Source organism: bacterium, assembly GCA_035454885.1.
In the GTDB taxonomy this organism is placed as follows: Bacteria; UBA10199; UBA10199; order JACPAL01.
In genome coordinates this window covers 1-17417 of the sequence record DATIGE010000053.1, presented here as the reverse complement: position 1 = coordinate 17417, position 17417 = coordinate 1, and the positions used below count along the sequence as shown (strand labels likewise).

Annotated in this window: 21 protein-coding genes and 3 tRNA genes; 22 read left to right on the top strand and 2 right to left on the bottom strand. The window is 62.2% G+C overall.

The annotated features are described in order from the left end of the window. From thrS to VLJ37_09320, 16 genes are all read left to right on the top strand, one after another. Positions 1 to 1093: threonine--tRNA ligase (gene thrS / locus VLJ37_09395; protein HSA59882.1), on the top strand; the 1093-nt coding region annotated here is incomplete at its 5' end. 15 nt (positions 1094 to 1108) lie between these two features. Then, the gene (gene infC / locus VLJ37_09390) at positions 1109 to 1624 is read left to right on the top strand and encodes a translation initiation factor IF-3 (GenBank protein HSA59881.1); all 516 of its coding nucleotides are present in this window, start codon (positions 1109 to 1111) and stop codon (positions 1622 to 1624) included. A 43-nt stretch (positions 1625 to 1667) separates the two neighbouring features. Further along, entirely contained in the window at positions 1668 to 1865 is a 198-nt protein-coding gene (gene rpmI / locus VLJ37_09385) for a 50S ribosomal protein L35 (GenBank protein HSA59880.1), read from the top strand. Positions 1866 to 1977: 112 nt separating this feature from the next. Continuing rightward, on the top strand, positions 1978 to 2322 hold the full coding sequence (gene rplT / locus VLJ37_09380; protein HSA59879.1) for a 50S ribosomal protein L20: 345 nt from the start codon (positions 1978 to 1980) through the stop codon (positions 2320 to 2322). A 4-nt stretch (positions 2323 to 2326) separates the two neighbouring features. After that, a complete protein-coding gene (gene pheS, locus VLJ37_09375; GenBank protein ID HSA59878.1) occupies positions 2327 to 3367 on the top strand; it encodes a phenylalanine--tRNA ligase subunit alpha in 1041 nt (346 codons plus the stop codon). Continuing rightward, positions 3364 to 5400: a phenylalanine--tRNA ligase subunit beta gene (gene pheT, locus VLJ37_09370; GenBank protein HSA59877.1), complete on the top strand. Its 2037-nt coding sequence runs from the start codon at positions 3364 to 3366 to the stop codon at positions 5398 to 5400. Before pheS ends, pheT begins: the two co-directional genes overlap by 4 nt. Positions 5401 to 5421: 21 nt before the next feature. Beyond that, the gene (locus tag VLJ37_09365) at positions 5422 to 5736 is read left to right on the top strand and encodes an integration host factor subunit alpha (protein ID HSA59876.1); all 315 of its coding nucleotides are present in this window, start codon (positions 5422 to 5424) and stop codon (positions 5734 to 5736) included. A gap of 39 nt (positions 5737 to 5775) precedes the next feature. Next, a complete protein-coding gene (locus VLJ37_09360; GenBank protein ID HSA59875.1) occupies positions 5776 to 6216 on the top strand; it encodes a MerR family transcriptional regulator in 441 nt (146 codons plus the stop codon). A gap of 6 nt (positions 6217 to 6222) precedes the next feature. Next, positions 6223 to 6296 (top strand) — tRNA-Pro (locus VLJ37_09355). 53 nt (positions 6297 to 6349) lie between these two features. Further along, positions 6350 to 7111: a 5'/3'-nucleotidase SurE gene (gene surE, locus VLJ37_09350; protein HSA59874.1), complete on the top strand. Its 762-nt coding sequence runs from the start codon at positions 6350 to 6352 to the stop codon at positions 7109 to 7111. A 2-nt stretch (positions 7112 to 7113) separates the two neighbouring features. Then, positions 7114 to 7755: a protein-L-isoaspartate(D-aspartate) O-methyltransferase gene (locus tag VLJ37_09345; GenBank protein HSA59873.1), complete on the top strand. Its 642-nt coding sequence runs from the start codon at positions 7114 to 7116 to the stop codon at positions 7753 to 7755. Then, positions 7743 to 8630 carry a M23 family metallopeptidase gene (locus VLJ37_09340; protein HSA59872.1) on the top strand — a complete coding sequence of 296 codons (888 nt, stop codon included), beginning with the start codon at positions 7743 to 7745 and terminating at the stop codon, positions 8628 to 8630. Before VLJ37_09345 ends, VLJ37_09340 begins: the two co-directional genes overlap by 13 nt. Next, positions 8602 to 9117 (top strand): adenine phosphoribosyltransferase, encoded by a 516-nt coding sequence (locus tag VLJ37_09335; GenBank protein ID HSA59871.1) that lies wholly within the window; start codon positions 8602 to 8604, stop codon positions 9115 to 9117. The genes VLJ37_09340 and VLJ37_09335 overlap by 29 nt, the downstream gene beginning before the upstream one ends. A gap of 6 nt (positions 9118 to 9123) precedes the next feature. Further along, positions 9124 to 9195: transfer RNA gene (locus VLJ37_09330), tRNA-Arg, on the top strand. A gap of 9 nt (positions 9196 to 9204) precedes the next feature. Then, the gene (locus VLJ37_09325) at positions 9205 to 9720 is read left to right on the top strand and encodes a DUF456 domain-containing protein (protein ID HSA59870.1); all 516 of its coding nucleotides are present in this window, start codon (positions 9205 to 9207) and stop codon (positions 9718 to 9720) included. Between the two features lie 48 nt (positions 9721 to 9768). After that, complete coding sequence (locus VLJ37_09320; protein HSA59869.1) at positions 9769 to 10356, top strand: hypothetical protein; 588 nt, start codon at positions 9769 to 9771, stop codon at positions 10354 to 10356. Positions 10357 to 10360: 4 nt separating this feature from the next. On the opposite strand, the gene VLJ37_09315 is transcribed toward VLJ37_09320, so the two are convergent. Then, positions 10361 to 11014 carry an HAD family hydrolase gene (locus VLJ37_09315; protein ID HSA59868.1) on the bottom strand — a complete coding sequence of 218 codons (654 nt, stop codon included), beginning with the start codon at positions 11012 to 11014 and terminating at the stop codon, positions 10361 to 10363. A gap of 7 nt (positions 11015 to 11021) precedes the next feature. After that, positions 11022 to 11093: transfer RNA gene (locus VLJ37_09310), tRNA-Arg, on the bottom strand. A gap of 165 nt (positions 11094 to 11258) precedes the next feature. On the opposite strand from VLJ37_09310, the gene VLJ37_09305 reads away from it, so the two are divergent. From VLJ37_09305 to hslU, 6 genes are all read left to right on the top strand, one after another. Further along, positions 11259 to 11585, top strand: coding sequence for an HU family DNA-binding protein (locus VLJ37_09305; GenBank protein HSA59867.1), 327 nt, complete (start codon positions 11259 to 11261; stop codon positions 11583 to 11585). A 3-nt stretch (positions 11586 to 11588) separates the two neighbouring features. Next, positions 11589 to 12476, top strand: coding sequence for a DNA-processing protein DprA (gene dprA / locus VLJ37_09300; GenBank protein ID HSA59866.1), 888 nt, complete (start codon positions 11589 to 11591; stop codon positions 12474 to 12476). Positions 12477 to 12485: 9 nt separating this feature from the next. Then, positions 12486 to 14792, top strand: coding sequence for a type I DNA topoisomerase (gene topA / locus VLJ37_09295; GenBank protein HSA59865.1), 2307 nt, complete (start codon positions 12486 to 12488; stop codon positions 14790 to 14792). Continuing rightward, entirely contained in the window at positions 14789 to 15613 is an 825-nt protein-coding gene (gene xerA / locus VLJ37_09290; GenBank protein HSA59864.1) for a site-specific tyrosine recombinase/integron integrase, read from the top strand. Before topA ends, xerA begins: the two co-directional genes overlap by 4 nt. Then, the gene (gene hslV / locus VLJ37_09285; GenBank protein HSA59863.1) at positions 15588 to 16145 is read left to right on the top strand and encodes an ATP-dependent protease subunit HslV; all 558 of its coding nucleotides are present in this window, start codon (positions 15588 to 15590) and stop codon (positions 16143 to 16145) included. The genes xerA and hslV overlap by 26 nt, the downstream gene beginning before the upstream one ends. Before the next feature lies 1 nt (position 16146). After that, the coding region (hslU, locus tag VLJ37_09280) for an ATP-dependent protease ATPase subunit HslU (protein HSA59862.1) at positions 16147 to 17417 on the top strand (1271 nt) is incomplete at its 3' end.

The following is a 17417-nucleotide window of genomic DNA, read 5'->3' as shown; positions in this document are numbered from 1 at the left end:
GAAGGCCATCGAGGACTATTGGCGCGAGGCGCACGTCCAGGGCGGCTACGAGATCGTCTTCACGCCGCACATCGCGCACCGGAGCGTCTGGAAGACCTCCGGTCATCTCGATTTCTACAAGGACTACATGTATTCCCCGATGGAGATGGAAGGGGTCGACTACCAGCTGAAGCCCATGAATTGCCCCTTCCACATCAAGATCTACAAGACGCACCTGCACAGCTACCGCGAGCTGCCGTTCCGCTGGGCGGAATTGGGAACGGTCTACCGGTACGAGCGTTCGGGGGTCCTGCACGGGCTCCTGCGCGTGCGAGGATTCACGCAGGACGACGCCCATATCTTCTGCCGTCCCGATCAGCTGGAATCGGAAGTTTCCACGGTCCTGGGTTTCGTCTTCACCATGCTGCGGACCTTCGGTTTTGAGGATTTCGAGGTTTATCTCTCGACCCGCCCGGAAAAATACGTCGGCAGCGACGAGAACTGGGCCCATGCGACCGAGGCCCTGAAAAAGGCGCTCGATTCGAGCAAGATCGCGTATGCCGTGGATCCCGGCGAAGGCGTTTTCTACGGCCCCAAGATCGACGTGAAGATCAAGGACCAGATCGGGAGGGCCTGGCAGTGCTCGACCATTCAGGTGGACTTCAATTTGCCAGAACGCTTCGAACTGGAATACGTGGCCGACGACGGCTCGCGCGAGCGGCCGATCATGGTGCACCGAGCCCTCCTGGGATCGCTCGAGCGGTTTTTCGGGGTCCTGGTGGAGCACTATGCGGGCGCGTTCCCGGCCTGGCTGGCCCCCGTGCAGGCCGTGCTGATCACCATCTCGGACAAGGAAGCGGCCTTCGCCGAGGACGTCGCGGCCAGGATGAAGGCCCGCGGCATCCGCGTCGAGGTGGACGGCCGCGTCGAGAAGCTGGGCCACAAGATCCGCGAGGCGGAGCTGCGCAAGATCCCGTACATGGCCGTGATCGGCGGCAAGGAGCGCGAAGCCGGGACCTTGAGTATCCGGAGCAAGAAAAAGGGTGATTTGGGCAAGCTGCCCGTCGACGAATTCGTCGGACGGCTGGCGTCCGAAATTCAATCGAGAACCTAAACAGGAGGTGTTTTTATTTTCCAAAGAGAAAAAGAACTCAGGATCAACGGGCGCATCCGGATCAACCAAGTCCGTTTGATCGACCAGGACGGCAAACAGTTGGGCGTCTTGCCCACGATCGAGGCGATGAAGCTCGCAAGGGAGGCTGGTCTGGACCTCGTGGAGATCTCGCCTTCGGCGTCGCCGCCGGTCTGCAAGATCCTCGATTACGGAAAATACAAGTACGAGATCAAGAAGAAGGCCCAGGAAGCCAAGAAGAAACAGGTCGTGGTGAAGCTCAAGGAGGTCAAGATGCGTCCGAACACAGACGAGCACGACTTCCAGTTCAAGCTCCGGCACATCAAGCGTTTCCTGGAGGAGGGCGACAAGGCGAAGATCACCGTCGTCTTCAAAGGGCGCGAGATGGCCTATCAGGAGCGGGGCCGCGAGGTGTTGAGCCGCGTCTTGGAGGAGTTGAAGAACGTCGCCAAGGTCGAGCATTCACCGTCCATGGAGGGTAAGGCGCTCTACATGGTCTTAGCGCCGCAATGATGTCGGGGCGAACCCCGTGTTCGCCCGGAAATGGAGAATTACGATGCCGAAGCTGAAGACAAACAAGGCCGCAAAGAAGCGTTTCAAGATCCTCAAGTCGGGCAAGATCAAGCGCAAGAGGTCTTTTTTGCGCCACATCCTGACATCGAAGCCGAAGGGGCGCAAGCGCACCCTCAGGAAGAGGACCCTCGTGCATCCGGCGGATGTACGGGCCATCAAGCAATTGTTTCCGTATGGATAAACACACCCTCACCCTCAACTTTTTGCCGTGGGTGCCGGGCCCCTCTCCCGATTCGGGAGAGGGGATGTGCAATCTCGGGATGACTCGAGGGGTGAGGGAATAAGGAGAATGTATGCCACGCGCCAAGGGCGGGCCGAAGACCCGTCATCGTCGTAACCGAATCCTCAAGCGGGCCAAGGGCTTTCGCGGCGCCAAGTCGCGCCTGACCCGGCAGGCCACCGAGGCCGTCCGGAGGGCCATGCGATATGCCACCCGGCACCGGAAGCTCCGCAAACGCGATTTCCGAAAGCTCTGGATCGCCCGCGTGGGCGCGGCCGCCAAGGACCTCGGCGTTTCCTACGGGGAGCTGATCGGGAAGCTGAACAAGGCCAAGGTGGGATTGAACCGCAAGATGCTCTCCGAGCTTGCGATTCACAACCCGAAGGCGTTCGCGAAGGTCGTCGAAGCCGTCCGGTAACACCATGGAGGGGCTGTCTTTGGAAGACTTGGCCCAAAAATTCGACCAGGATGTCGACGGAGTCCGCTCCGAGGATGACCTGGCGCGCCTGAAGGCGGCCTACCTCGGCAAACAGGGCCATCTGACGGCCGTCCTGAAGACGCTGGGGTCCCTCGCGCCCGACCAACGGCCCGTCGTCGGCGCCCAGGTCAACGAGCTCAAGCAGAGGATCGAACGCACGGTCCGCGACTTGACGGTTTCGCTCGCGGAAAGGAAGAAGACGGAGAAGATCCGCGCGGAGTCCGTCGACGTCACGTTGCCCGGCAGGGCGGTGGAGCGTGGGGGGGTGCATCCCTTGACGCGGCTTTTGGACGAGGTCGAGGACATCTTCCGCGGCATCGGGTTCACCGTCCACGAAGGTCCCGAAGTCGAGACGGATTTCTTTAATTTTGAGGCGTTGAATATCCCCGGCGACCACCCCGCACGCGACATGCAGGATACGTTCTACCTGGAAGGGCAGAAATTTCTGCTGCGGACCCACACCTCGCCCGTCCAGATCCACGTCATGAAAAGGCACAAGCCGCCCATCCGCATGATCGCGCCCGGCGTGGTCTACCGGCGGGATTCGGACGTGACGCATTCTCCGATGTTCCACCAGGTGGAAGGTCTCGTCGTCGACGAAAAGGTCACCATGGCCGACCTCAAGGGCACGGTGGCCTATTTCCTCCGCCGTCTCTTCGGCGAAGACCTGAAAGTCCGCTTCCGCCCCAGTTATTTCCCCTTCACAGAACCTTCGGCCGAGGTGGATCTGCAGTGTTTTGTCTGCCAAGGCAAGAAGTCCCCGGGCGACGCTTGCCGCATCTGCAAGGGGAGCGGCTGGATCGAGATGGGCGGTTCCGGGATGGTCCATCCCGCGGTCTTCGAGCATGTCGGGTATGACCCGCGCAAGGTGAGGGGTTTTGCCTTCGGCATGGGGATCGAACGGCTCTCGATGTTGAAGAACGGAATCACGGACATCCGTCTCTTTTTCGAGAACGACATGAGGTTTCTAAAACAATTTTCATGAAACTCCCTCTATCATGGCTGAAGGAATGGGTGCCCGTCGCCGCCGCTGGCGGGGAGGAGATCGCCCACAGGCTCACCTTCGCCGGTTTGGAGGTGGAAGGCATCGCGAACGTCGAGGGGGAGCCCGTCCTGGAGGTCAACGTCACGCCCAACCGCGGCGATTGTTTGTCGGTCCGGGGGCTGGCCCGCGAAATCGCCGCGTTGCACGGGGTGTCCCTGAAGACGCCGTGGAAGTCAGCCGCCCGGAAAACCTCGACCCGGTCCGCCGTCGGAGTGGCCGTCGCCCGGCCCAAGTCATGCCCCCGCTACGCGCTCGCAGTGGTCGAGGGGGTGAGCGTGGGGCCCAGCCCCGCATGGCTCGCCCGCCGCCTCGCCCAAACGGGCGTCCGCTCCGTCAACAACGTCGTCGACGTGACGAATTACGTCCTCATGGAATTGGGCCAGCCGCTTCACGCCTTCGACCGTGCGAAACTCAAGGGCGGAAAGATAGCCGTCAGGAACGCGAAGGACGGCGAGGTCTTGAGGACCCTGGACGGAATCGACCGCAAGCTGGAGGCCCAGGACCTCGTGATCGCCGACGCCGATGGGCCCGTCGCGCTCGCCGGCGTCATGGGCGGGGCCGGGACGGAGGTCGATGCGTCGACCTCGTCCGTCGCCCTGGAATGCGCCTATTTCGACCCGTCCGTGGTGCGACGCGCCGCGAGGCGCTTGGGGATCCAATCCGAGTCCTCGTACCGCTTCGAGCGGGGCGTCGATCCGGAAGACGTGCCCGTCGCCCTTCGCAGGGCCGTGGACTTGCTCGTCGAAGTGGCCGGGGGGCGAGAGATTTCGACGGTTGATCTTTACCGGGAGAAGGTCAGGTCCGCGACGGTCCGATTCCGCCCGGCCGAGGTTTCGGAGGTCCTGGGCGGGGTGTGGAAGGAGGCCGAGATCCGGTCCTCCCTGACGGGCCTCGGGTTTTCCATCAAGGCCGGTGCGAAGGGCGAATGGCGGGTGGGCGTGCCCAGCCGCCGCCGGGATGTTTCTCGGTCCGTCGATTTGATCGAAGAGGTCGCCCGGGCCCGCGGGTTGGATCGGATCGGGGAGAAATTTCCGGCGTTGGCCGACGCGCCCGAAGGCGGGACGGATCTCTCGCAAGAGCGGCGGGCGCGCGCCTTGCTTGCGGACCTTGGGCTTCAGGAAACCGTTCATTACAGCTTCACGTCTCCCGAGACGGCCGGGCTCCTCGGCGGGCGGTCCTTCGCGACCCTCGCCAATCCGTTGGGGCGCGATGATTCCGTCCTCAGGGCCTCCCTGTTGCCGTCCTTGCTGACGACGGCGGCCCATCACGCGCGCCATAAGATGGAGACGTTTCGCGCCTTTGAGCTCCGCACCGTTTTTGAGGAATCGCCCGCCGGAAAGCCTGCGGAGCGCAAGAAGCTGGCGGGCGTTTTGATGGGGCGCCGTCTCCTCTCCCATTGGAGCGACGGCGTCCGTGAGAGCGATTTCTACGACCTCAAAGGCGTGATCGAAAGGATTCTGGACGAGTTCGGCCTTCTGGACGCGGCGGTCTTCGAGCGCGGCTCCGAATCCCATCTTCATCCGGGCCAGCAGGCGCGGGTGACGGTGGACGGGCGTACGCTCGGAGCGTTCGGCGTGCTGCATCCGGACGTGCTCGCCCGTTTGGACGTGAAGAAGTCCCTTCACGTCTTCGAGCTCGATTGGCCCGGCGTCGCGGGGATGGAGCGGGCGGAACGCCGCTACCGGGAGTTTCCCCGAACGCCGATGGTCGAACGCGACCTGGCGGTCGTCGTGGAGGAAGGGACGGAGGCGGGCGCGCTGGTCCGTTTCATCCGCCGGCAGGACCACGTCATCACGGACGCCCGCGTGTTCGACCTCTACCGGGGCGGCCAGATCGCGGCGGGCAAGAAGAGCCTCGCGTTTTCGATTCGGATGGGCCGGCCCGACCGCACGTTGACGGATCCGGAGATCAACGAGGTCTTTCAGAAGGTGGTTCAGGGAGTTTGCCGGGAATTTGGTGCCGAAATCAGATAATATTCAACCAGGGAGGGTGACATGACGAAGGCGGAAATCATCGAAAACGTCTACACCAAAATCGGTTTCTCAAAGAAGGAATCGAGCGACATCGTCGAGCTGGTCTTCAACATGATGAAGGAGACGCTCGAAAAGGGCGAGAAGATCAAGATCTCCGGGTTCGGCAATTTCATCGTGAGGGAAAAGCGACCCCGCGTTGGCCGCAATCCGCAGACCGGAGAGGCCATCGAGATCTCGGCGCGGCGGGTCCTCACGTTCCGCCCCAGCCAGGTCTTGAAACAGGCCTTGAACAAGGGCGGGAAGGCCGCCGGCGACGGCGGGGCGGCGAACCCCTAGCGAACGAAGCCCTAAGCTTCGCTTAGGACGGAGTGAGCGATGAGCCAAGATGTGGAACAGATGAGGGCTTCGGGGAGAGAGCGGGAACCCTCGCCGACTATACCCGACAAGCTCTACTTCAAGATCGGCGAGGTCGCGCGTATCGCCGGGGTGGAGCCTTACGTTCTCCGGTATTGGGAGACCGAGTTCAAGGAAATCAGCCCGGTCAAGTCGCGGACGAAACAACGGCTATACCGCCGTAAGGATATCGACACCGTCATCGGCATCAAGAAGCTCCTGTACGACGAGGGGTTTACGATTGACGGGGCGCGCAAGAAGATGCGCGAGTCGCGCGGCGAGAAGGAAGCGGCGCACGACGAATCGGAGCAGGCTTCCCGTGCCGGACAATTGCTCCTCACGTTCGAAAACGCCAAGGACGTCAAATTCTTGAAGCAGCTCAAGAAAACTCTTGAGGAGCTTCTGAAAATGCTGGAATCGTAATTTCAACGGGCCGTAGCGCAGTCTGGTAGCGCACCTGCTTGGGGTGCAGGGGGTCGCCGGTTCAAATCCGGCCGGCCCGACACGGGCCCCGCCCCGAGGGGGCGGGGCCCTTTTGCTCACCTTAGGAATATTGATGTCCCGGACAAGGCCCCTCATTCTCGTTTCAAACGACGACGGCTTTCGCGCCGACGGCATTCTCGCGTTGACTGAGTCCCTCCAACGCGTCGGCCGCGTGGTCGTCGTGGCCCCGGACGACGAACAGAGCGCCTCCAGCCATTCATTGACGCTCCACCGTCCGTTGCGAGTCCACCGGCAAGGCGAGGGGGTGTTTTCCGTCAACGGAACGCCCACCGACTGCATCACCCTGGCCGTTCACACGATCCTCGGTCGAAGGCCCGACCTCATCGTCTCCGGAATCAATCGAGGGGCCAATCTGTGCGACGACGTCCACTATTCCGGAACGGTTTCGGCGGCCGTCGAGGGCGCCTTGATGGGGATTCCCTCCATCGCCGTTTCCTTGGTCGCTTACGGGGAGGATTTTCCGTACTATGCGACCGCCTCTGGCTTTGCGGCCCGCCTGAGCCGGCGCGTGATGAAGGAACGTCTGCCGCTGGGCTTCGTCCTCAACGTGAACGTGCCCAACCTGCCGGAATCGAAGGTCCGGGGCCATGAATTCACCCGTCTGGGCAAGAGGGACTTCGGGGACGTCATCGTCGAAAAGATCGATCCGCGCGGGCGCAAGTATTACTGGATCGCCGGCAACGAACGGCGATTCCGGAACGTCCCGGGGTCGGACGGAAACGCCCTCAAGGCCCGCAAGGTCGCCATCACGCCCTTGCAGGTCGACCTGACGCATTACCCGCTGTTGGAGAGCATGCGCGGATGGAAGCTCTAAAGGTGGACTTTCACATCGCCAGGAAGAAGATGGTGGCGCAGCAACTGGTCGCGCGGGGCATCCGCGCCCCCCGCGTCATCGAGGCCATGGGACGTGTGCCTCGCCATGAGTTCGTCGATCCCGGAATGGCGGCGCAAGCCTACCTCGATCATCCTTTAAATATCGGATGCAAACAGACGATTTCGCAGCCTTATATCGTTGCCCTCATGTCCCAGGCCCTGGAGCTCGGGGGCCGGGAAAAAGTGCTGGAGATCGGCACGGGCTCAGGGTATCAAACGGCCATTCTGGCGGAACTCGCGGGGCAGGTTTTCTCGATCGAGAGGGTGACGACGCTGTCGAACCGGGCCCGGATGGTCTTGTACCGACTGGGTTACTCCAACCTGACGCTGCGGATCGGCGACGGGACCGTCGGTTGGCCCGATGAGGCGCCGTTCGACGCCATCCTGGTGACCGCGGGATCGCCGTCGGTCCCCAAGCTGTATGCGGAGCAGCTCGCGGAAGGGGGGCGTCTCGTGATCCCGCGCGGGGATGAGGGGTCCCAGATCCTCATCCGCGTTCGCAAGAGGGAAGGGCGGCTGGAAGAGGAGAATCTGGGCGCGTGCCGGTTCGTCAAACTTTACGGTCAATACGGATGGCAAGCCTGAAATCATACCGGTACCTCGCGGCCGCGGTTCTCCTGGCCTGCGGCCTTTCGGCCGGCTGCGCGCACGTGTATACCGCCCACGGCGCGTATTACCGTGTGCGCAAGGGGGACACGATCGAGTCGATCGCTCAGCGCTACCGGACGACCGTTCAGGATCTGGCCGAGGTCAACAACATCGAGCGTCCCGAAGACGTCAAGCCGGGAACCTCCCTTTATATCCCCGGTGTGACGCCGAGCCGCTTTGCCGCCATTTTGAAAAGGGAAGGCGTCTCGGTCAAGACCGTGGCGCGGAGCGAGAAGGACAAGAAGTCCCGAAAGGGCGAAAAAGCCGGTCCCGAAACGCGGGAGGCCGGGGAAGGCGGCGAAGAGGCGGCCGAAGAGACCGCCGATGCGTCCTCGCCCATCAAATTGGAGCACGGCAAGTTCGCGTGGCCCATCGACGGAGAAGTGTCCTCGCTCTTCGGCATGAGGCGCGGCAGGCGCCACGACGGCCTCGACATCCGGGCGAAGACGGGCACCCCGGTCTATGCCGCCGCGGAGGGGGAGGTCGTCTACTCCAAGAGGATGCGGGGTTACGGGAACCTCGTTCTGGTCAAACACAAGGGCGATTTCTTCACGGTTTATGCGCACAATTCCGTCAACCTCGTGAAGACCGGCATGAAGGTGAAGAAGGGGCAGATGATCTCCCGCGTGGGCCGGACGGGCCGCGCGACCGGGCCTCATCTGCACTTCGAAGTGCGCGAAGGGCCCAAGGCGCGGAACCCCCTCTTCTTCCTGCCCAAGACGATGTATGCCGAGAAGGCGAAGCAAAAAGGAGCCGACTATGGAGGACCCGAAGGAGAAGGCGATGGAGAGGCTGAGACAGAGAATCCGTGACGTCCCGGATTTTCCCAAGCCGGGGATCGTCTTCAAGGACATCACGCCCCTGCTTGCGGACGTCCGGTCCTTTCAGACGGTGATCGACCTCTTCGCCCGCCGTTACGCCGAGAAGACGGTCGACGCCGTGGTGGCCGTGGAGTCCCGGGGCTTTATTTTCGGCGCGGCGCTGGCCTACCGGATCGACGCCGGCTTCGTGCCGGTCCGGAAGAGGGGCAAGCTCCCTTACAAGACGGAGGCGATCGAATACGCGCTCGAATACGGCACCGACCGGATCGAGATCCACCAGGACGGCCTGCACAAGGGCAGCCGCGTGCTGGTGATCGACGACGTCCTGGCCACCGGCGGGACCGCCAAAGCGACCTGCGACCTGGTCCAGAAGATGGGAGGCCAGGTGATCGAATGCGCCTTCGTGATCGAACTGGGACTCCTGAACGGCCGCGAAAAACTGAAGGGACACGAGATCTTTTCGCTGTTACAGTACTGAAAATTCGCCCCCGTAGTTCAATGGATAGAACAAGGGACTCCTAAGCCCTAGATACAGGTTCGATTCCTGTCGGGGGCACACTCTATAATGGTCCATCAAATCCTTTCGGTCACCTACCAGGTCGTCCTTTGCCTGCTGATCACGGGCGGCGTCGTCATGGTCCTCTTCACGCTGCCGGGCACCTGGCTGATCGCCGTGGCGGCCCTTCTCTATTCCCTCGTGCGGGACTTTCAGGCCTCGTCCGACTGGGTCGTGATCGCCTGGCTGATCGCGCTGGCGATCTTGGGAGAGGCCGTCGAGTTCGTCACAGGCGCGCTGGGTCCCAAGAAGGTGGAGGTCCCCACGGGAGCGATCGTCTGCTCCATCCTGGGCGGGATCGCCGGGGCGATCATTGGGGTTCCCGTCTTTCTCATCGGCGCCGTGCTGGGGCTCCTCATCGGGACGTTCCTCGGGGCCCTCGTCTTTACCCTCGTCAAGGACGGCAAGGTCCCCCTCGCCCTCCGCCACGCCGTCGCCGTCTTGACCTCCCGCGTGATCTCGATCTTCGCCAAGACGGCGATCGCGGTCGGGATGGCAGTGTATATCTTAATCAACATCTTTTAGCAGGATAAGATTTGGCAACATTCCTCGGATCCTGCCGATATTCTCCTCGTGATCAATTCCGCCTTGATCCGTCCGCTGATGGCCATGTCCAACGGCTACAGCATGGCTCAGAATCTGGGGACGTTTTCGGGCGTTCGGAACATTCGCGTCAATTTCACGGAGTCTCAGCCCGCCCAGGCCCTCGCGCGCGCCTTCATGATCGAGGCGATGGACCTGATCGGTCTCGGCCGGATGGGACAAGTCGAGACATGGGCCTTCAAACATCATTGTGAGGAAGACCCTGCGCGGCTCCCTCCGTTCGAAATCGGCGATGGGGCCATCCTGGCGTATCAAAACCCCGGGTTCGACAGAAAACGGTTTGCCAACGAGGCCGCGGGGCTCATGAGGCGATCCCTGTTGGACGGCTCGCCGGATTTTTGCCCGGATTATGTGGTCATCGACGGCCCGTGCTACTGGACGTCCAGGCAGGAAGCCGCTTCAAACCTGCATCAAATGAGGATCGCTTGGCAGGAGTTCTCCGAGGGGTTCTTGACGGCGATCCGCGTCAATTGGCCACGGTCGGAGGACGAAGGGCGTTCTCCCTTTCTGCCGTTCATCGGAGGGCTGATGACCCTCCTGACCGAAGGTCGGAACTGAACACCTAATCGAACAGGGACAGGAGCTCCTCGGGCCGCTCGATCATATAATCGAAGCCCGCGTCCTCGAGCTCGGCCCGCGGCCGGAATCCATAGGTCACCCCGCACCGGAGGATCCCGGCGTTCGTTCCCGTTTCCATGTCGACGCGGCTGTCGCCGACGATGACCGCATGCTTGGGCGATACGCCGTAGGTCTTCAAGAGATGATGGACGACGTCCGGGGCCGGCTTCTTGGGAAATTCCGTGTCCCCTCCGAAGACGCCGTCAAACGAGGGGGAGAGGGCCAGTCCTTTCAGGATCTTGTCGGAAAACCCCTGCGACTTGTTGGTGAGGACGATCTTTTTCTTCCCGAGGAAATGCTTCAGGACCTCCCTCACGCCGGGGAAGGCCTCCGTCGTGTCGAGGAGGTGCTGGTCGTAATGCGCCTTGAAGATCGCCATCGCCTGGTCGAATCCTCCAGCGGCGGAGCCTCCCGCCGCCTCGACCGTTTGCCGGATCAAGGGGGTCACTCCATGGCCCACGAAGCTGTAAATCAGGTCGTCCGGGAGCCGGGGGAGCCCGAGCTTGGCCATCGTGAAATTGACGGAGGCGGCGATGTCCCTCTTGGAATCGATCAGCGTGCCGTCGAGGTCGAAGAGGAAAAGGTCAATCTTTCTCACGGTTAAGTGCCCCCAGCAGGAATCGAACCTGCATCCCAAGCTTCGGAGGCTCGTACTCTATCCATTGAGCTATGGGGGCCCCGGTCGGCGTCGGATAACCGGATCAAAAAACCGTAAATAATGAGAGGAGTCAAGAGGTTCGGCTCTTGGGGCGGTATTTCTTCCATCTTGACCATCGGCGCGGGGGCTGTTATTTTACTAATGATTTTAAGGTATTGCGGTTGCTTATTCCCTGGGGGCTTCCATGAACAAATCCGAACTGGTCGAGGCGCTTGCGGAGAAGGGAAAAATGACGCGCAAGAAGGCCGAGGATGTCGTGGATTTGATCTTCGATTCCATGGTGGAAGCCATGAAAGGCGGAGACCGAATCGAGATCCGCGGATTTGGGAGTTTCGTCGTCAAGGACTACGGTTCCTACCGCGGGCGCAATCCCCGTACGGGGCAATCCATCGAGGTCAGACCCAAGAAACTTCCCTTCTTCAAGGTGGGCAAGGAGCTGCGCGAACGGGTGGACGAAGAAGAAGAGGGAGGTCCTCAGCCGGCGTCCGCCCAGTCGGGCGAGAAGCCGTAATCCATGGTTTTTGAAATTTCACTCGAGGATCGGGCGTATCCCGATCTTCTCCGCCACATCCACGATCCCCCGCGGCGCCTCTGGGTCCAGGGGGATTCTGATTTGCTGAACCGGTCGATTCCGGTCGCCGTCGTCGGGGCCCGGGAATGCACGGCCTACGGGGAGAAAACGGCCTATGAACTCTCGCGCGCCTTGTCGGAGGCCGGAGCGACGGTCGTCAGCGGGCTGGCCTTCGGCATCGACGCCGCTGCGCACCGCGGGGCCCTCGATGCCGAAGGCGCGGGGGGCGCGGCGAGGGGCGGAACGATCGCGGTGCTGGGATGCGGCATCGACCTGATGTCGCCCGCGCAGAATAAGACGCTCAAGGAGAGGATCGCCTCCGAAGGCGTCGTGGTCACGGAATTTCCTCCCGGCACGCAGGCGGCCCCGTGGACCTTTCCAAAACGCAACCGGATCGTCAGCGGGCTCTCGCGCGGCGTCGTGGTCGTCGAGGCGGGCGTCAAAAGCGGATCGCTCATCACGGCGGATTTCGCCCTGCAGCACGGGCGCGAGGTCTTCGCCGTGCCCGGACCCATCACGTCCCCGCAGTCGGAAGGGACGAACCGGCTCATTCAAAACGGCGCGAAACTCGTCCTCTCGGTCAGGGACGTCCTTGACGAACTGGGCGCGGGTGTCCAGCTTCCGTTGCCGGAGCGTCCTCAAGCCGCCGCCGAAACCGGCGATGCCGGCGCCGTCCTGAGGCTTCTCAATTCGGGTCCCCGGCACGTGGACGACTTGATCGCGTCCTCGGGCATCGCCGTCGAAAAACTGAGCGGTTTGCTGGTCGATCTTGAAATTCGTGGTAGGATTAGGGCATTACCCGGCGGCCTCTGGGAAGACGCGGGGCGCTGAGGAGAAAAAATGGTCAAGTCGCTTGTGATCGTCGAATCGCCCGCAAAGGCCAAGACGATCGAAAAATATTTGGGCAAGAATTACAAGGTCAAGGCCTCCGTCGGCCACGTGAAGGATCTGCCCAAGTCCAAGCTGGGCGTCGACGTCAAGAAGGGCTTTGAGCCCACTTACGAGGTCATTGCCGCGAAAAAGAAGGTCATCGAGGAGCTCCGCAAGGCGGCCTCGGCGGCCGACCAGGTCTATCTCGCCCTCGACCCCGACCGCGAGGGAGAGGCCATCGCGTGGCACGTGGCCGAGGAGATCTACAAGGGGGAGAAGGAGAAGGCCGGAGAGAAGGGCAAGACCAAGGCGGTCAAAAAACCCCTCCACCGCGTCCTCTTCAACGAGATCACCAAGAAGGCCGTGCTGGAGGCCATCGCCAATCCCATCGACCTCAACAAGAATCTTTACGAGGCCCAGCAGGCGCGCCGCATCTTGGACAGGCTCGTGGGGTACCAGGTGAGTCCCCTCCTCTGGGACAAGGTCCGCCGCGGGCTCTCGGCGGGACGCGTGCAGACGGTCGCCCTTCGGCTGATTTGCGAGCGGGAGAGGGCGATCAAGGCGTTCAATCCTGAAGAATACTGGACGATCGAGGCCGTGCTGGAAGGAAGCCTGCCGCCGTCGTTCACGGCAAAGCTCGTCTCGTTCGAGGGGAAAAAATTCCGGATTGCGAACGGAACGGAGTCCTCGAGAGTCCTTGCAGAGATCAAATCCGCCCCCCACGTCCTTCGGTCGATCGTCCGCAAGGAAAGGAAGAGAAATCCCTATCCGCCCTTCATCACGAGCCGCCTCCAGCAGGACGCCTCGCAAAAGCTGGGTTTTTCGGCCGCGCGCACGATGATGCTCGCCCAGCAGCTCTACGAGGGCGTGGACGTGGGGGAAGGGGACCCGGTCGGCCTCATCACCTACATGCGGACCGACTCGACCCGCGTCTCCGACGAGGCGCTCACGGAGGTCCGGCAATTCATCGAAGAGAAAGTGGGCAAGGATTACCTTCCGGAAAAGCCACTCGTTTATAAGAACAAGAAATCCGCGCAGGACGCGCACGAGGCGATCCGCCCGACCTCCGTGATGCGCACGCCCGAGTCGGTCAGGTCCCATCTGGAGGAGGACCTTTTCAAACTTTACGAGCTGATCTGGAAGCGCTTCGTGGCCTGCCAGATGACGCCCGCCGTCTTCGACCAGACCACGTTCGACATCAGCGCGGGCCCGTACGGTTACCGGGCCAACGGGGCCCAGATGAAGTTCGCCGGATTCCTGAGCCTCTACGAGGCGGCCTTCGTGGCGGAAAAGAAGGAGAAAGAGGAGGAGGAGGCCGACGAGGCCGAGAAGGCGTCGAAACTCCTGCCTCTATTGAAGGAGGGCGAAACGCTTAAGGTGTTGGAGACCCGGCCCGAGCAGCATTTCACGGAGCCGCCGCCCAAGTTCAACGACGCCTCACTCATCCGGGAGCTGGAGGAACTGGGCATCGGGAGGCCGTCGACCTACGCGACGATCCTCTCGACCCTCGTGGACAAGGAGTACGTCAAGAAGGAGCAAAGGGTCTATTCGCCGACGGACCTGGGTTTCATCGTCAACGACGTCCTCATCGAGAGTTTTCCGGATATTTTCAACGTGGAATTCACGGCCAAGATGGAGACCGAGCTCGACGAGGTGGAGGAAGGCAAGCAAACCTGCACCGAGGCCGTGAAGGATTTTTACAAACCCTTCCAAGCCGCCCTGGAGAAGGCCAAGACGCACATGCGCGACATCAAGCGGCAGGAAATCGCGACGGATCTCTCCTGCGAGAGATGCAACAGCCCCATGGTCATCAAGTGGGGGCGCCGCGGCGAGTTCCTCGCCTGCACGAACTACCCGGAATGCAAGTACACCCGGGAGTTCGAGAGGCAGGAGGACGGCAAGCTCAAACTCATGAAACTGGAGGTCACGGGCGAGCTCTGCTCGACCTGCGGGAGCCAGATGGTGATCAAGTCGGGGCGTTTCGGCAAGTTCCTCGCCTGTTCGAAGTATCCGGAGTGCAAGACGACGCGCGCGATCTCAACGGGCATCACGTGTCCCAGCTGCGGCGGGGCCCTGGCCGAGCGGCGCACCAAGAAGGGGCGCACCTTTTACGGATGCAGCCAGTATCCCAAGTGCACCTTTGCGACTTGGGACAAGCCCCTGAAGGAAGCGTGCCCTCAGTGCGGGTCGCCGACGCTCGTCGCCAAGTCCACGAAGGCGGCGACGACGGTCAAGTGCCCGCGCGAGAATTGCGACTACACGAGAACCCAGAATTGAAGACCGATTTGATCCAGGCGTTCGCCGACTACCTCAAGTTCGAGAAGGGCTATTCGCGCCACACGCTCAAGAACTACCTGGCGGATTTGGATCATCTCAAGGCGTTCCTGGATGGGAAGGACTGGGCCTCCGTCGAATCGAAGGCGCTCCGGAGCTACGTCGCCTCCCTTTTCGGCGGCCTTCAGGCGGCCTCCATCGCGCGGAGGCTATCGTCGGTCCGGGCGTTCTACCGGTACCTGATGCGCCAAGGCGTGATCGGGGCCTCGCCCGCGGAGGGACTGACCCTGCCGAAGTTGCCCAAGAAACTTCCGAGATTTCTGGTCCAGGAAGAGGCGGGGCGTCTGATGGATTCCGGAGAAGTTCGGGACAGAGCCGTTCTGGAGCTGCTCTACGGGACCGGCATCCGCGTGGGGGAGTTGACCGGTCTGAGGGCGTCCAGCGTGAATCTGGACGACGGCTGGGTGAAGGTCCGCGGGAAGGGAAACAAGGAGAGATTGGTCCCGCTGGGGGCCAAGGCCCGGGAGGCCTTACGGCACTTCATGAGGGAGAGGGGGGCCGCCGAAGGAACCTTATTCGGCTTGACCGACAGGACGATTCAGAGAATCGTCAAGAAAAACGCCCTCAAGGCAGGCATCGTCAAACGCACGACGCCGCACACCCTGCGTCACAGCTACGCGACGCACCTTTTGGAGGCCGGCGCGGACTTGAGGGGAATTCAGGAGCTCTTGGGGCATAGCAACCTCTCGACGACTCAGAAATACACGCAGGTCAGCCTGCAACATTTGATGGAGGTTTATGACAAGGCGCACCCCAAGGCCTGAGCGGATCCGTTCCACAACGATCTTGGCGGTCTTGCGCGACGGGAAAGTCGCCTTCGCCGGGGACGGGCAGGTGAGCTTCGGCAATACCGTCATGAAGAGCAAGGCCTCCAAGATCCGCACGATGCGGGACGGCAAGGTCCTGGCGGGCTTCGCGGGCTCGACCGCGGACGCCCTGACGCTCTTCGAAAAATTCGAGGCCAAGCTCGACCAGTACAACGGAAATCTCGTCCGCGCCGCCGTCGAGATGGCCAAGGACTGGCGGACCGACCGCATGCTCCGGCGGTTGGAGGCGCTGTTGATCGTCGGCGACAAGGAGAAGATCCTCACCGTGTCCGGCAACGGCGACGTGATCGAGCCGGACGACGGGATCGCGGCGATCGGGTCCGGAGGCCCCTTCGCGCTCGCCGCCGCCCGCGCCCTTCTCCGCGAGACGAAGCTCTCCGCCAGGGAGGTCGCGGAGAAGTCGCTGCACATCGCCGCGGAGATCTGCGTCTTCACGAACGACAACCTGACGATTCAGGAATTGAAATAGCATGAAAACCTTTACGCCCCGGGAGACCGTTTCCGAATTGGACAAATTTATCATCGGCCAAAAGGACGCCAAGCGGGCCGTCGCGCTCGCCCTTCGCAACCGCTGGCGGCGCCTTCAAGTCCCCGAAGAGCTCCGGGAAGAAATCGCCCCGAAAAACATCATCATGATCGGGCCCACGGGGGTGGGCAAGACGGAGATCGCCCGGCGTCTTGCCAAGCTCGCCAACGCCCCCTTCATCAAGGTGGAGGCCTCGAAGTTCACGGAGGTCGGCTACGTCGGCAAGGACGTGGAGAGCATGATCCGCGAGTTGACCGAACTCGCCGTCAAGATGATGCGGGAGGAAGAACAGCGCCGCGTCCAGCTCCGGGCCCAGGAGCTGGCCGAGGAGCGTCTCCTCGACATTCTGATGGGGACTTCCGACCGTCGCCGATCCCCGATCGAAAGCCTTTTGGGCCTTGAGGGAGAGGCCCCATCTGGCGCAGGGGGCGACGCGAGCCCCTCACACGACGCCAACCGCCAGAAGCTGAAGGATCTCCTCCGGGCTGGAAAGCTGGATGACAAGGCGATCGAACTGGAGATCACGGCCCAGGCCATGCCCATGGTCGAGGTCATCACCTCCGGAGGCCTGGAGGACATGGGCTTCAACCTGAAGGAGATGTTCGGCAACCTCATGCCCAAGCAGAAAAAGAAGAGGAAGGTGAAGGTGACGGAGGCCGTCAAGCTCCTGACGCAGGAGGAGACCTCGCGCCTGATCGACATGGAGAACGTCATCAAGAAGGCCGTCAACCTGGTGGAGCAGAACGGGATCGTCTTTTTGGACGAGATCGACAAGATCGCGGGCCGGGAAGGCGGGGGTCAAGGTCCGGACGTCTCGCGCGAGGGCGTGCAGCGGGACATCCTGCCCATCGTGGAAGGCTCGACCGTCAGCACCAAGTACGGCATGGTCAAGACCGACCACATCCTCTTCATCGCCTCGGGTGCGTTCCACCTCAGCAAGCCCAGCGACCTGATCCCGGAGCTGCAGGGGCGCTTCCCCATCCGCGTCGAGCTGGATCCCCTGCGCTACCCCGACCTGGTCCGGATCCTGCGCGAGCCCGAGGGCTCGCTCCTGAAGCAGTACCAGGCCCTCCTCGCCACCGAAGGCGTCACGCTCGCCTTCACCGATGATGCGGTGGACGCCATCGCCGACGCGGCCGTCGCGGTGAACGGCTCGGTGGAGAACATTGGCGCGCGCCGCCTGCAGACGATCCTGGAGAAGGTGGTGGAGGACAT